11 protein-coding genes and 1 tRNA gene are annotated in these 14,062 nt (G+C 32.6%); 6 read left to right on the top strand and 6 right to left on the bottom strand.

Features of this window, described 5'->3' with window-relative positions; genetic code table 11:
* Positions 1-189 precede the first annotated feature (189 nt).
* The 6 genes from ribB to BC748_RS03920 all read left to right on the top strand — a co-directional run bounded on the left by ribB (position 190) and on the right by BC748_RS03920 (position 4,548).
* The gene (gene ribB / locus BC748_RS03945) at positions 190-1,323 is read left to right on the top strand and encodes a 3,4-dihydroxy-2-butanone-4-phosphate synthase (RefSeq protein ID WP_133532154.1); all 1,134 of its coding nucleotides are present in this window, start codon (positions 190-192) and stop codon (positions 1,321-1,323) included.
* Positions 1,324-1,469: 146 nt separating this feature from the next.
* Positions 1,470-1,554 (top strand) — tRNA-Ser (locus tag BC748_RS03940).
* A gap of 232 nt (positions 1,555-1,786) precedes the next feature.
* Positions 1,787-2,647, top strand: coding sequence for a hypothetical protein (locus BC748_RS03935; protein ID WP_133532153.1), 861 nt, complete (start codon positions 1,787-1,789; stop codon positions 2,645-2,647).
* 82 nt (positions 2,648-2,729) lie between these two features.
* The gene (locus BC748_RS03930; RefSeq protein ID WP_133532152.1) at positions 2,730-3,026 is read left to right on the top strand and encodes a helix-turn-helix domain-containing protein; all 297 of its coding nucleotides are present in this window, start codon (positions 2,730-2,732) and stop codon (positions 3,024-3,026) included.
* Positions 3,027-3,037: 11 nt separating this feature from the next.
* Complete coding sequence (locus BC748_RS03925) at positions 3,038-3,361, top strand: hypothetical protein (RefSeq protein ID WP_133532151.1); 324 nt, start codon at positions 3,038-3,040, stop codon at positions 3,359-3,361.
* Positions 3,358-4,548, top strand: a complete 1,191-nt coding sequence (locus BC748_RS03920; RefSeq protein ID WP_133532150.1) for a primase-helicase family protein — start codon at positions 3,358-3,360, stop codon at positions 4,546-4,548. The genes BC748_RS03925 and BC748_RS03920 overlap by 4 nt, the downstream gene beginning before the upstream one ends.
* A gap of 412 nt (positions 4,549-4,960) precedes the next feature.
* Here BC748_RS03920 and BC748_RS03915 read toward each other — a convergent pair whose 3' ends face one another.
* The 6 genes from BC748_RS03915 to BC748_RS03890 form a co-directional block, all read right to left on the bottom strand.
* Complete coding sequence (locus BC748_RS03915; protein WP_133532149.1) at positions 4,961-6,952, bottom strand: heavy metal translocating P-type ATPase; 1,992 nt, start codon at positions 6,950-6,952, stop codon at positions 4,961-4,963.
* On the bottom strand, positions 6,942-7,568 hold the full coding sequence (locus BC748_RS03910) for a class I SAM-dependent methyltransferase (RefSeq protein ID WP_133532148.1): 627 nt from the start codon (positions 7,566-7,568) through the stop codon (positions 6,942-6,944). Before BC748_RS03910 ends, BC748_RS03915 begins: the two co-directional genes overlap by 11 nt.
* Positions 7,569-7,573: 5 nt before the next feature.
* Entirely contained in the window at positions 7,574-7,930 is a 357-nt protein-coding gene (locus tag BC748_RS03905) for a heavy-metal-associated domain-containing protein (RefSeq protein WP_133532147.1), read from the bottom strand.
* Between the two features lie 31 nt (positions 7,931-7,961).
* Complete coding sequence (locus tag BC748_RS03900) at positions 7,962-9,230, bottom strand: efflux RND transporter periplasmic adaptor subunit (protein ID WP_133532146.1); 1,269 nt, start codon at positions 9,228-9,230, stop codon at positions 7,962-7,964.
* An 11-nt stretch (positions 9,231-9,241) separates the two neighbouring features.
* The gene (locus BC748_RS03895) at positions 9,242-13,558 is read right to left on the bottom strand and encodes a CusA/CzcA family heavy metal efflux RND transporter (protein ID WP_133532145.1); all 4,317 of its coding nucleotides are present in this window, start codon (positions 13,556-13,558) and stop codon (positions 9,242-9,244) included.
* 95 nt (positions 13,559-13,653) lie between these two features.
* Positions 13,654-13,986, bottom strand: coding sequence for a DUF6660 family protein (locus tag BC748_RS03890; RefSeq protein WP_246013996.1), 333 nt, complete (start codon positions 13,984-13,986; stop codon positions 13,654-13,656).
* Positions 13,987-14,062 lie beyond the last annotated feature (76 nt).

Raw genomic sequence — 14,062 nt, 5'->3', positions numbered from 1 at the left:
CTTTATTAGTACTAATCTATATCTCACAGACCAAATTTGATAGAATATTAAATTTGACAAATCAAAAAAACAACATCAACAAATACATAGTCCTTTTGGCTGGATTTCCTTTTTATATTCTTTTCTATTTTTACAATAAAGGATTTATAAAAGACAGTCAAAGAACACCACAACACAACAACTAGTTTTATGAATACCGAAAAAATTCAACTCAACACGATTGAAGAAGCAATTGAAGATATCCGTCAAGGAAAAATAATCATCGTTGTAGATGATGAAGATAGAGAAAATGAAGGTGATTTTTTGGCTGCTGCCGAAAAAGTAACTCCCGAAATGATTAACTTCATGGCTACTCACGGAAGAGGTTTGATTTGCGCTCCTTTAACAGAAAAAAGATGTGCTGAACTTGAGCTTCGCTCGATGGTTACGAATAATACCGATCATATGGAAACCGCTTTTACTGTTTCAGTAGATTTGAAAGGAAATGGCGTTACTACTGGAATATCTGCAGCAGATAGAGCAAAAACAATACTTGCTTTAGTTGACGAAAATACGAAACCCTACGATTTAGCTCGTCCAGGACACATTTTTCCGCTCACCGCAAAACAAGGTGGTGTTCTTAGACGAACTGGTCATACAGAAGCTGCTATTGATTTCGCTCGATTAGCAGGTTTTAAATCAGCTGGAGTTATCGTTGAGATTATGAATGAAGATGGCTCTATGGCTCGATTACCTCAACTGGTTGAAGTGGCAAAAAAATTTAATTTAAAGCTTGTTTCAATTGAAGACTTGGTCGCCTACAGAATGCAACACGATAGTTTAATCATCAAAAAAGAAGATTTTGAAATCCAAACCCGTTTTGGTGCTTTTCGATTGCGTGCTTATCAACAAACCACAAACAAACAAGTACATTTAGCGTTAACATTAGGAAGTTGGAATACTGGTGAAGCAATACTTACTCGAATAAACTCAACACAATCTAACAACGATATTTTAAACACACTGACCAACGATGTGGATAAAAAACTTGATGATATGTTTAAACGGATAGCTTTAGAAGGTAAAGGTGCTATCCTATTCATCAATCAAGAAGTGAATTCATCTGATTTATTAAATCGTTTAACTGAATTAAAACAATTACAATCTGAAGGAATTATAAATGCTCCAAAAATTAAAATGGATGTTAAAGACTTTGGGATTGGCGCACAAATACTTCACGACATAGATATTGCAAAAATCAGATTAATTTCGAATACAACCCAAACCAAACGTGTTGGAATGATTGGATATGGCTTAGAAATTACTGAATACGTTAAATATTAAAACAAAAACAATACAGTAACTACTAGATAGTGAAGCTACTATCTTTTTATCTAAAAATTAGTTTGTTTTTTTATTAAAAAAGGTTTTGCAAAATAAAAAAGGTTACTATATTTGCATCCGCATTACAGAAGTAGTGAAGACTTATTGGAGAAATGGCAGAGTGGTCGATTGCGGCAGTCTTGAAAACTGTTGACTGTAACAGGTCCGGGGGTTCGAATCCCTCTTTCTCCGCAACATCAAACCGTAAACAGCTTATAATAAAGTGTTTACGGTTTTTTTATTCTCTTCTTGTCCGACGGTTGTCCCAATTTCAAGAAAACTTTTATTTTTTTTGATTCACAATTACTATTTTTTTGAAATAAGTAATTTAGTCTAAAATAAACTTTAGTAAATTTATTTACATAAAAATTATAATCTAAAAGTTTATTTTTGGAATATAAATAAACAAAAAAATCTAGCGATAATGAATTTCGATTACCAAGAAATAGAAAAAAGAAAATTTGTAAAGAAATTTAAGCTCGAAGAATTAGGACTTTCAAATATAAAAAATCTTGTTTTGCACAATGTTTTTATTGAAGATGAAATTTTAATTGACAATTTGAAAACTGATTCAATAGAATTTGATACTATGATAACATCAGGAGCAAAAGAATATCATATAAATCAAGACATTTTAAAAGAAATATATACTTCCATTCGTTTTTTTGTAGAAGTTGTAGCAACAGACACGCAATTTGATTTAAACAGGATTTTAACCAATTTAGAAGGTAGAATTGAAAGTGTTGAAAAAATAAAATACTTAGAAAAAAAGCACAAGGATTTATATTCGCAAGTTAAGAATGAGCCAGAATATCTTGTTTATGCTGAAATAAAAGAGTTTAATGGATTTGAAAATTGGGAGGAATTAGTTATTGAAAGTCTCAATGGAGAAGTTGCTTTTATCCAGAAGTATTTAACATCAGATATTGAAATGTCAGATGTTCCCAAAGAGATTTTAAGTATATGGGTAAAATATTATACAATAAAGGCACAAATAGATTTTTGTAAAGAGCAAATTAATAAACTAAAAAACACTAAACAGAAATCAGGATTTGTTGATACTTCATTACAAATTTTTCTACTTGAGGAAATCATAAACATAAAAGACTGGAGCAGTATAAGTGCAACAAAAAAAGGCGAAATACTTAGTCATTTATTAGGTAAAAATAAAGACAACATTAAGAAGATTTATCTTGAGCTTGACAAAAAAATTTCTGAAAATTCAGAAAAACTTTTAAGCGACAGAAAACAAGCAGATGAATTTATAAAAAAACTATTAGGGTAACCATCAGGGTTACCCTAATAGTTTTAACCCCATTCGACTAAATTAAGTTTGTCCCATAATTAATAAAATAAATAATTAAATTATGGTTAAAGAAATCTTGCAACTCGAAAGCACAAACGCTAATGATTTTAAAAACGAAATCGTCAAAGACATCACACTCGCACTTAAAGGGTATGCTACTAATTTGCAGAATCCCGATAACGAAACATTATTAACACGAGAAGAAACTGCAAAACTCCTTTCTGTTAGTTTAGTTACTTTATGGGACTGGACAAAAAAAGATATTATTCCTGCCTATCGCATTGGAAATAAAGTTCGCTATAAAAAAAGTGAAGTTTTCAAATCATTGAATCAAAAAAACCAATTTGGTCAACTTTAAAACACTTTTTTATGCAAATTAATAATCAAGCTTTAATTTCAGATGCTTTAGGTCATTTGAATTGCTTAAAAAACGATTTTGCGAGGTTACGATTGGATTATAATAGAGATAATAATATAGTCTATTCAACTGGAAAATTCATTGAATCCTGTGAATTAATCGGTCAACTTATAAAAGGCTACGATAATCATAATTTCAAATTATTATCAAACAATATCAATAGCGTTTTATTAAAAGATTCTGAATTACATGGTGTTTTAATCACAATCAGGAAAAATAAGCACTCCCATAACTTTGACCCATCAAAAATGGCATCTATAATTTTTGAAATATGAAAGAGTATATTCGAGTGGGAACAGAATATTTTAAGGAAGTGTTATGTCCTCTTATGAGTGGCGACAATATCAAATCATTGATAAAATGGAATAAAGCCACCATTATTGATGATTTTGGGAAAGACAGTTTGAAAGTCATAAAAAAATATGAAACTTTCTGTACGTTTCCGTCACACATTAATTATCAAAGAGAGATTAATAATTTTTACAATAAGTATGAACCTCTTTCTTATTGTGTGAGTGAAAAAGGAGATTGGGAAAATATAAAACTCTTTCTGCAACATCTTTTTGGTAAGCAGTATGAACTAGGATTAGATTATTTAACAATTCTTTGGAAGCACCCCAGTCAAATCTTACCCATATTGTGCTTGGTAAGTGTGGAGAGAAACACAGGTAAAAGCACCTTTCTAAAACTCTTAAAACTGATTTTTGAAGGTAATATGACAATCAATAAGAATGAAGACTTTAGAAGTCGTTTTAATTCCGATTGGGCAGGAAAATTAATTGTGGCTGTTGACGAAGTATTACTCGACAAAAAAGAAGACAGCGAACGTATAAAGAACCTTTCAACCTCTAATCATTACAAACTAGAGGGCAAAGGAGTTGACAAAGTTGAAATCGAGTTTTTCGGGAAATTTATTCTATGTTCAAATAATGAAGAAAACTTTATTAAAATTGACGATTTAGAAATTCGATACTGGGTAATTAAAGTCAATCCTTTTGCAAAAGAAAATCCAGACTTATTAGAGCAAATGAGAAAAGAAATTGCTTCATTCGCATATCATTTAACTCATAGGAAAATTGAAACCCAAAGAACAACCCGAATGTGGTTTACTAAAGAGCAGATTTATACCAAAGCATTAGATGTTTTAGTTCGTGGAAACAGAACTTCTATTGAAAAGGAAATTGAAGAGTTTTTAATTGACCAGTTCTGCACTCTTGAATTGGATGAATTATATTATACCACTAAAGATTTGCACGAACAATTAAACTTAGCCAATATAAGAGTAGGGAAAAATTATGTATCTAAAATAATTACAGAGAATTTTAAACTTGAACCAAAAAATAGTAGCTACAATTTTTACAGTTTGGATTTATCTACAATGAATAGCGGGAAATGGAGTGTTTATACTGAAAGTCGAAAAGGGCGATTCTATACTTTCAAGAGAGACGAATTTATCAAATAATGTTGATTTGTTGACAAACAAGAAAAAAGCCAATACAAACAATACTTTGCAAGTCAACCGTGCATCAACAAACTGTCAACAAAATATATTTCGAGGTATTCAGTAATTTTTTTGTTGACAGCGTGTTGACAATTTGTTGAAGTCATAAACCTAATAAATAAAAGACTTTACGGCATAATTTCAACAAGTCAACAAAAACAATACTTTCTCACACTTAATTTTTAATGCGTGGTAACAGGGTTACAACTATAACATTGTTTTAGTATAAAAACCATTGCAATGACATTGCAATACCTCGTAATTTCTTTAAAACAGACAGTAATAGTATTAATCAATCATTGCAATGGTATTGCAATGATTGATTAATTCAGTAATTCTCAAAACTATTTTTTGTTTTTAATTATCGTTTAAGCTAAAACTTCATTCTCTGTATTCTAACCGCATTAAGTATAGCTAATAAAGCTACACCAACATCGGCAAAAACAGCTTCCCACATTGTGGCCAAACCACCTGCACCTAAAATTAGGACAATTGCTTTTACAGTAAATGCTAGAATGATATTTTGCCAAACAATTTTCTTTGTTTGTTTACCAATGTTTATCGCCATAGGGATTTTTGAAGGCATATCGTCTTGAATTACTACATCGGCAGTTTCTATGGTGGCATCGCTTCCTAAACCACCCATTGCTATTCCAACGTTACTTAAAGCAACTACAGGTGCATCGTTAACACCATCACCAACAAAAGCAACTGTTTCATTTTTTGCAATTATTTCTTTTACTTTATTTACTTTGTCTCCGGGTAATAAATCACCATAAGCATTAGTAATTCCGAGTTTTTGTGCTACAAATTGAACTACATTGTCTTTATCTCCACTTAACATTGTGGTTTTTATACCTAATGCTTTTAGTTTGTGGATTGTGATTTGTGCGTCTTCTTTTATGCTATCAGCTATTGTAAGATAACCAACGAATTTTTTATCATAAGCAACTGCAATTAACGTGTAAACAATACTTTTTGGATCAATATCATAAGCAATCGAGAATTTATCCATTAGTTTGAAATTACCAACTAACAATTCTTTTCCGTCAACTTCAGCTTTTAAACCATGTCCTGAAATTTCTTCTACATTTTTTAGTTCAATTGTACTGTCAATTTTTCCAACAAACTGATGAATAGCAGTTGCCACTGGATGTGTGCTTTGACTTTCTAAAGCATTTACCAATTGTAACAAATTCTCTTTGTTAAAATCAGTATTAAAAACAACTTCCTGCACTTTGAAGACGCCTTCGGTCATTGTACCTGTTTTGTCCATTACCACGTTTTGAATAGTGGACATTACATCAAGAAAATTACTTCCTTTGAAAAGGATTCCGTTTTTAGAAGCTGCTCCAATTCCGCCAAAATAACCTAAAGGAATACTTATAACTAATGCACAAGGACACGAAATAACCAAGAAAACTAAAGCTCGATACAACCAATCTCTAAACTGGTAATTTTCTACAAATAACATCGGTACAACACATATTGCAATGGCTAAAACAACTACAATTGGTGTATATATTTTGGCAAACTTTCTGATAAATAATTCTGTTGGTGCTTTTTTGGCTGTAGCATCTTGCACCATTTCGAGAATTTTTGACAGTTTACTATCTGTATAAGCAACCGTTACTTTTACTTGACAAACCGAATTTAAGTTTATCATTCCTGCTAAAACAGTTTCTCCTTTTGCTTTGGTGTCTGGCTTACTTTCTCCTGTTAATGCTGCTGTATTAAAAGAAGCAGTATCTGAAAGTAATTCTCCATCTAATCCTAACTTTTCTCCTGCTTTTAGTTGAATAATATCTCCAATTTTAGCAGTTGATGCTTTGATTGTTTTGGCAACATTGTTTTCGAGAATAGTTACTTCGTCTGGTCTTTGGTCGAGTAAGGATTTGATGTTAGCTTTTGCTCTTTGAACCGCCAATGTTTGGAATATTTCGCCAATGGCATAAAATAACATTACGGCAACACCTTCAGGAAATTCGCCTATAGCAAACGCTCCAATAGTTGCAATACTCATTAAAAGAAATTCTGAAAATATATCGCCTTTGCGAATACTTTCAAAAGCTTCTTTGAGTACAGGAAAACCTACTGGAATGTATCCGACAATATACCATCCTATTCTAACATAACCTGCAAACCACGATTGTTTAAAATAATTATCAAAACCAATGGCAACCAATAATAAAATAAAACTTATGATTGCTGGTAAAAACATTTGAAACGTAGATTTTTCTTCGCTGGAATGCTCGTGATCGTGTCCGTCATCATCAGAATGATTTTCGGTTTTTTTATTTATTTTTTCTTCGAGAGTGCAACAAAGCTGATTGCCTTTTGCATCATACTTGTGTTTATGTTCCATTTCTATTTTTTTTAAATCCACAAAATTGAAAGTTCTGGATGGTATCAAATGGTGTAGTATGGTTTTCTGTAAAACATTTTATTGCTTCAAAATTTTCTATAAAAGTTTGTTTCATCGAATTTTCTGAATATTGTTTTATTTCCAATCCACTACATTTTAAAGGACCGTTTTCTGAAAAAGTACCTAATAGAAAATTTCCATTTTGAGCTATAGCATTACTAACGATTGTAACATATTTCCTTATACTTTCTTCTTCTGTTAGAAAATGAAAAACAGCCCTGTCGTGCCAAAAATCAAACTTGACTTCGGGATTAAATTCTGTGATATCAGAAACAATCCAATGTATTAAATCGGCTTTATCTCCTAAACGTTTTTTGGCTCTTTCTAAAGCAAATTCAGAGATGTCCAATACCCAAATATTTTGATATCCTTTTTCTAATAAGGCATCCACAAAATTGCTATCGCCACCGCCAATATCAATGATATTGGCAGTTTTTGATAGGTTTACATTTTCTAAATACTCCATTGAAGTTTTTGGATATTTTTGTGTCCAACTTACTTCATTAGGATTTTTGGTTGCAAAAACATTTTCCCAATGTGATTTTTTGTTTTCCATTTGGATTACGCTTTACAACATCCATCTAAATTTTCATACGCTTTTGGATCGGCTTTTACTTCATCTGCATCGTATCCTAATTTAGAAATACCTTCTTTAATTGTCTGTAAGGTTGTTTTCTTTGCATTATAATACACTGTAAATGTCATTGCTTTATCGTCAAGCTCATACATTTTTAAACCTTTAATTTTGAGCATCTCAGTTTTGAATTTTAAACCACAAGTTTCACATTCTTTACAATGATCACAATGTAAAAAAGTTTTGATTATAGCTTTTTGATTGGCTTTTTGAGCAGAAGCAGTATTGCTTGTAAAAAATAATAGTGTTAAAAAAAAGATTGATTTTAAAATTGAATTTTTCATTTGAATTTATTTAATGATTAATAATTTATTTTTAATGTTCGTGTTCTCCGCCACCTTTTGAAGTTGCTAGTAAGTAAAAAGCACCTTTGATAACAATTTTCGCATCGGTAGGAATTTCTTCGACTAATTTTATTTCGGTGTAACCTAAATCAGTAGTTCCAGGAACCACTTCGATTGCTTTGAAGTGCACTTCATTGTGTCCTTCTTCTTTGCCTTCAGCGTGTTCTGAATGTTCTTCTCCTTCTTTATGTTGATGCTCTTCTTCTTTTACTTTTGGAGCTTGTTTTTGGTGTTCTTCTTGAATGTAAATGTAATATTTATCGCCATTTCTAACAATTGCATCTTTTGGAAGTGCCTGAACTGTTTGATTGGTGATATTGATATTGGCAGCTACATACATTCCGGAAATTAAATCTTTGGCATCGCTTGGATTGATTTTGGCATGAACCGCAACTGTTTTGCTTTCGTTGGAAAATGATTTATTGATGCCAAATATTTTTCCTTTAATGGATTTATTAGACTGATTGGTTAATACAAAATCGACTTCTTGACCTACGGAAATTTTTCCCAAATCTTTTTCAAACACATTTAAATCCAAGTGCATTTGGCTGTTATCAACTACTTCAAAAAGTGTTACGCCTGTTTCTGCAAATGCTCCTTTTGTTATACTAATTTTACCTACATAACCGCTTATTGGCGAAACAATTGGAATTAACGAAGTGTTTCCGCTTAAACTAACATTTAACGCTTGCAGCTTGTTTTTTGCGGCTTGTGCTTTAGCTTTTTCTACTGCTAATTTTGATTTTACTTCTTGAAATGTTTTGCGAGGATTTACATTTTCATCGCTCAATGTTTTTTGACGATTATATTCCAATTGCAAGTATTCAATGTTGGCAATAGCGGAATTGTAATCTTCCTGCATTTCGGTAACTTCGAGGTTTTGGATGGTTGCCAATGTTTTACCTTTTGCAACGTAAGTTCCTTCTAACACATAAATATCTTTAACAACTCCACCAATTAAGGTGGAAATATTAGCCATGTTTTGTGGTGGAACTGCTGTATAACCATTGGCTTTGATTACCGTATTTAGGTTTTTCATTTCGATACCGCCTGTTTCGATACCAATAGTTTTAAATTGCGCTTCTGTCAAGGCAACTTCGGTTTCTGATTTTTCTTCTTCGTGCGCTTCTTCGGTTTTCTTTTCTCCACAGGAATTTAGAGTAAAGAGAATAGAAAATAGAATAAAGAGGTTGAAGAATGAACTTCGATTACAATTTGGTTTTAAAAATATATTTTTCATATAATGGAATATTAATTGTTGTTGAAAGATGGAAATTGCAATTGAATAGCACTTTGATTGTAAGTATTAACGGCTTCGGCATTTTGCTTTTTGATGTCAATGGCTTGGTTTAAAAAACTAATGTATGACCAGTAACTCATATCACCATTGGCATAGCTTTTTTGAGCCGTTGTAATAATTTGTTCGGCATATTGCAATCCTTCGTTTTGGTAATATAAAAGTGCTTTTTTCTGTTTTTCAAACTCATTTTGTAGTTCTTCTTTCTGTAATTTCAAAGTCAATTTGCTTTTATCTAATTCTAATTGCGATTGCGAAATACTAATTTCTGATGCTTTGGCTTTTGCTGTATTTGCACCACCAAATAAAGGAATTTGCAATCCGGCAGTAAAACCCTGAAAATAGGATTTGGTATCGATGGTTTGACCAAAATAACCCAAACCTAATTTAGGAGTTCGCATTGCTTTGAACGTATTGGCTTCCTTTTGATATACTGAAATTTGCTGTGTATAATAATCGCTTACTAATCCTTGTATTTTGTCATCTTTACTCGTTGTTGGATTAGCATATTGCAATGGTGTATTGGCATCAGGAACTATGTTTTCATCTGTTTGAATGAAGTATTGCAATTGCTTTTGATAGATTACCAAATCATATTCTAACTGTGCTTTTTGGGTTTCTATTTCTTTTGATTTGGCTTTAGCACTGATTACTTCAATGTTGCCACTTTCTCCGGTTTGAAAACGAAGCTCTGCATTTTTAAGGAATTTAGCATAAATCTCGAACAATTCATTATTTAACTTTTGAATAGAGAAACCATATAAATATTGATAATAGGCTAATGACACTGCTTTTTCAATTTCATACTCCGTTAATGCTTTTCGTTTTTCAGCTAATTTTGCCAGTTCTTCTTGCAACTGACGGTTGGCTTTTGTGATTTTACCAATAGGAAAATATTGTTGAATAGAAACATTGTGGTCATAATCAACACTATTAAACTGTCCGCCTTGGTACTGCACTTGTAAAGGATCTACTTGAAACGCCGTTTTCTTGAGAACGGTTTGCTTTTCGATTTCCTTATCTGCAATTTTTAGATCGATGTTGTTTGCTTTCGCTTTTTCAATGGCTTTTTCTAAAGTAATTGTTTGGCTGTTTTGAGCAAACGAAAAGCTACTAATTAATAAAACGAGTATTGTTACAATTGGATTTGACATTTTTTTTCTTCTTTTAATTCCCTTTTCAAATAATAAATAAAGTATTGGTAAAACGATTAAGGTTAGTAAAGTTGCTGACACTAGTCCGCCAATAACTACCGTTGCTAATGGTTTTTGTACTTCTGCACCGCCACTTGTAGATAATGCCATCGGTAAAAATCCTAATGAAGCTACCGCAGCAGTCATTAATACTGGTCTAAGTCTGGTTTTTGTACCGATTAAAACCCGTTGTAATGGGTCAGTTATTCCTTCGGATTTGAGTTGGTTGAAATAGGATATTAGCACAATTCCGTTTAATACAGCTATTCCAAACAAAGCAATAAATCCAATACCTGCCGAAATGCTAAAAGGCATTCCTCGTAACCAAAGTGCAAAAACACCACCGATTGCCGATAATGGAATGGCTGTAAAAATTAATGCGGCTTGTTTGATACTATTGAAAGTAAAAAATAACAACACCATAATTAATCCTAAAGCGATTGGTAAAGCTACCGAAAGTCGTTTGTTGGCTTCCACCAAATTTTCAAATTGTCCGCCATACGTAACATAATACCCAGCAGGAAGTTTAAAACTGGTTTCTAATTTTTGTTGAATTTCTTCGACAACACTTTTTACATCACGACCACGAACATTTAAACCTATTGTAATTCTACGTTTACCATTTTCACGAGAAACTTGAACCGGACCTTGTTCGTAATTGATTGATGCTACTTGCGAAAGTGGTACTTGTTGTCCATTTGGTAATGGAATAAATAAATTACTAACATCAGTAATGTCGCTACGATTGTCTTTGTTTAAACGAACGACTACATCAAAACGTTTGCTTTCTTCATAAATTTTACCTGCACTTTCACCTGCAAAAGAAGAACGGATAATTTGATTGATGTCTGCAATATTTAAACCATACAACGCAATTTTATTGTAATCGTATTTGACTGTGATTTGTGGAAGTCCAGTTACTTTATCGGCTTTTAAATCGCCAATCCCTTCAATAGTATTTACTTTAGAAATTAATTCTTTGGCTTTTGTATCTAAAACTTCTAAATCATCGCCAAAAATTTTAATGGCAATATCGCTTCGACTTCCTGTCATTAATTCGTTGAATCGCATTTGAATGGGTTGCGAAATTTCGATGTTTGCACCAGGAATAGCTTCCATTTCTTCTTTCATTAAGTTGGCTAAATCTTCCCAATTGTCAGCAGATGTCCATTCGTCTTTATCTTTTAAAACAATAATCAAATCGCCACTTTCTATTGGCATTGGGTCGGTTGGGATTTCGCCACTTCCAATTTTTGTAACAATAGTTTTGATTTCAGGGAATTTTGCTTTTAGGATTTTTTCGTATTTGGTTGTGGTTTCTACCATTTGGGATAGCGAACTTCCAGTCATAATAGTAGCATTAATGGCTAAATCTCCTTCTTCGATAGTTGGAATGAATTCGCCACCCATATTTTGAAAAACGATAATAGCAAAGACAAACATCGCTAATGAAATGGCTAGAACTGCTTTTTTAAATCGTAACGCTCGGTCTAAAAATGGTGTGTAGATTTTTTCAAACCACGCCATCATTTTATCACTAAAATTAGTTTTGTGTTCTGTATTTTTTGATAAGAACATGGCACTCATCATTGGCACATAAGTCAACGACAAAATGAATGCCCCAATAACCGCAAAACCTACGGTCATTGCCATTGGTTTGAACATTTTGCCTTCTGTTCCTACTAATGCAAGGATTGGCAAATAAACAATCAAAATAATTATTTCTCCGAATGCTGCACTATTACGAATTTTTGAAGCCGATTTATATACTTCAGTATCCATTTCTGCTTGGGTTAAATTCTTTTGTCGTTTGAGTTTTTGTAAATGATGCATTGTTGCTTCTACAATAATTACCGCTCCATCGACTATAATTCCGAAGTCGATTGCTCCTAAACTCATTAAGTTTCCGCTTACGCCAAAATGGTTCATTAAGATTACTGCAAAAAGCATTGAAAGCGGAATTACTGATGCAACAATTAATCCGGCTCGAAGATTACCTAGAAATAGTATCAATACAAATATTACTATTAATGCACCTTCCAAAAGGTTTTTAGTAACTGTTCCTATTGCGTTATCCACTAATTTACCTCTGTCAATGAATGCTTCGGCAACCACTCCTTCGGGTAAGGTTTTATTGATTTGCGCCATTTTTTCTTTCACTCTTTCTACAACGGCACTAGAGTTTTCGCCTTTTAACATTAAAGCCAAACCGCAAACAATTTCGCCTTTACCGTCTTTGGTCGAAGCACCATATCTTAATGCAATTCCCTCACGAACAGTAGCTACATCGCGAACTAAAACTGGTGCACCATTTCTGTTTTTGACTACTACATTTTCTAAATCTTTAATGCCAGTTGCCATACCAACACCGCGAATAAAGTAAGCGTATTGGTCTTTTTCGATATAAGCTCCACCTGTATTTTGATTGTTTTTCTCTAACGCTTCAAAAATTTCTGTAATGGTTACTCCCAAACTATTTAATGTATTTGGATTAACTGCGATTTCATATTGTTTTAGTTTTCCACCCCAAGTACTGACTTCGGCAACGCCTTCAATACCTTGTAATTGTGGAATAATAATCCAATCTTGAATGGTTCGTAATTTTACAGCATCGTATTTGTCTTCATATCCTTTTTTGGCATAGACATCATACTGATAAATCTCGCCTAATCCTGTTGATATTGGTGCTAACTCTGGAGAACCCGCATAAGCAGGAATATTTTCTTTGGCTTGACTAAGGCGTTGAAATATTTGTTCTCTAGCCCAGTAAATATCTACATCGTCTTTGAAAACAACGGTGACTACTGAAAGTCCGAAACGAGAAATACTTCGTAACTCGATAACTTTTGGGATTGTTTTAAAAGATTGTTCTAAAGGATAAGTGATTAATTGCTCGACTTCTTGACTGGCTAAAGTTGGAGCAGTAGTAATTATTTGTACTTGATTGTTTGTTACATCGGGTAACGCATCGAGTGGTAACTGTTTTATAGAATAGCTACCAAACGCTATTAGAACTAAAGTAAATAATAGTATTATAAACTTGTTCTTGATACTGAACTGTATGATTTTGTCTAACATTGAAATTGTATAATGAATTAGAAATTAGCAAAACTAGTTTTGCTATTATTTGTGATAGGCTCACAAGTTTCTAACCCGAAACTACTCGGGCATCATTATGCTATTTGAGGTGGTTGCCATATACTTCCGAAGAAATTGGAAGTAACTATAGAGGTATAGGATGGTAATTGCGTTTTTATACTCTTTGTAATTGGTGTAAAACTAAAAGTAGTAATCTTAAAATAACTCACTATTTGTGAGCCGCAACAGTTGCAGTTGCAAAAAGGCGAACATAAATCATTTTCTTTATCGTGATTATGAGATTTTTCATCATGATTATCTGAAATCTCAACAGCTTTGTGTGCTGCACTACTTACTTCCATATCTGCACAAGGCAAACATGATAGTACCACTAGATAGATTGATAATATGTAGTTTAAGAGTTTCACGAGTGTAAAAATAGGAATTTTTATTTATAAATAAATTAAGAGTATTAAAAGTTTGTATTATTTTACGATTGCGATG

This window comes from Flavobacterium dankookense, from assembly GCF_004362665.1.
Taxonomy (GTDB): Bacteria; Bacteroidota; Bacteroidia; order Flavobacteriales; family Flavobacteriaceae; genus Flavobacterium; species Flavobacterium dankookense.
This window is presented reverse-complemented; position numbering and strand designations above follow the sequence as displayed.

Coding starts and splice junctions, on each gene's coding strand:
- ribB (WP_133532154.1), top strand. CDS start 190: ATGAATACCGAAAAAATTCAACTCAACACGATTGAAGAAGCAATTGAA.
- BC748_RS03935 (WP_133532153.1), top strand. CDS start 1,787: ATGAATTTCGATTACCAAGAAATAGAAAAAAGAAAATTTGTAAAGAAA.
- BC748_RS03930 (WP_133532152.1), top strand. CDS start 2,730: ATGGTTAAAGAAATCTTGCAACTCGAAAGCACAAACGCTAATGATTTT.
- BC748_RS03925 (WP_133532151.1), top strand. CDS start 3,038: ATGCAAATTAATAATCAAGCTTTAATTTCAGATGCTTTAGGTCATTTG.
- BC748_RS03920 (WP_133532150.1), top strand. CDS start 3,358: ATGAAAGAGTATATTCGAGTGGGAACAGAATATTTTAAGGAAGTGTTA.
- BC748_RS03915 (WP_133532149.1), bottom strand. CDS start 6,952: ATGGAACATAAACACAAGTATGATGCAAAAGGCAATCAGCTTTGTTGC.
- BC748_RS03910 (WP_133532148.1), bottom strand. CDS start 7,568: ATGGAAAACAAAAAATCACATTGGGAAAATGTTTTTGCAACCAAAAAT.
- BC748_RS03905 (WP_133532147.1), bottom strand. CDS start 7,930: ATGAAAAATTCAATTTTAAAATCAATCTTTTTTTTAACACTATTATTT.
- BC748_RS03900 (WP_133532146.1), bottom strand. CDS start 9,230: ATGAAAAATATATTTTTAAAACCAAATTGTAATCGAAGTTCATTCTTC.
- BC748_RS03895 (WP_133532145.1), bottom strand. CDS start 13,558: ATGTTAGACAAAATCATACAGTTCAGTATCAAGAACAAGTTTATAATA.